The sequence below is a fragment of the Pseudomonas sp. NPDC087639 genome (genome assembly GCF_044743385.1).
GTDB lineage: Bacteria > Pseudomonadota > Gammaproteobacteria > Pseudomonadales > Pseudomonadaceae > Aquipseudomonas.
On record NZ_JBIUWI010000067.1, the window covers coordinates 1 to 398 of the forward strand.

General features: G+C 47.2%; 1 protein-coding gene. It reads right to left on the minus strand.

What is annotated here, in order from left to right; genetic code table 11:
- Positions 1-375 (minus strand): translation initiation factor IF-3 (gene infC, locus ACIOVB_RS22455; RefSeq protein WP_401271563.1); only part of this gene is annotated, 375 nt, incomplete at its 3' end.
- Positions 376-398: the final 23 nt, after the last annotated feature.

Consider the following 398-nt stretch of genomic DNA (forward strand, 5'->3'; position numbering starts at 1 on the left):
CCCATCACTAATGAATGTTACCATGTTGATCAGTTTTACCTGGTAATCCCCTTCCTCCGTCCCTGGACGAAACTTGATTTCTTTAACCTGAATCTGCTTCTGGTTTTTCTTGGCTGCGGCAACCTGCTTCTTCTTTTCGAAGATCGATTTGCCGTAGTCCATCAGTTTGCAAACAGGGGGTACTGCATCGGCGGAAATTTCCACCAAATCCAGTTTGGCCTCTTCAGCCTTAAGAAGCGCGTCTTCAATTGACACAATCCCAAGCTGTTCACCTTCAGCCCCAATTAACCGAACCTCGCGTGCCGAGATATTCTCGTTGATCGGGGCTTTCGGTGCAGCTCGTTTATCTTGTCTCATTTCACGCTTAATAATAATTACTCCGAATCTGGGCGACCACG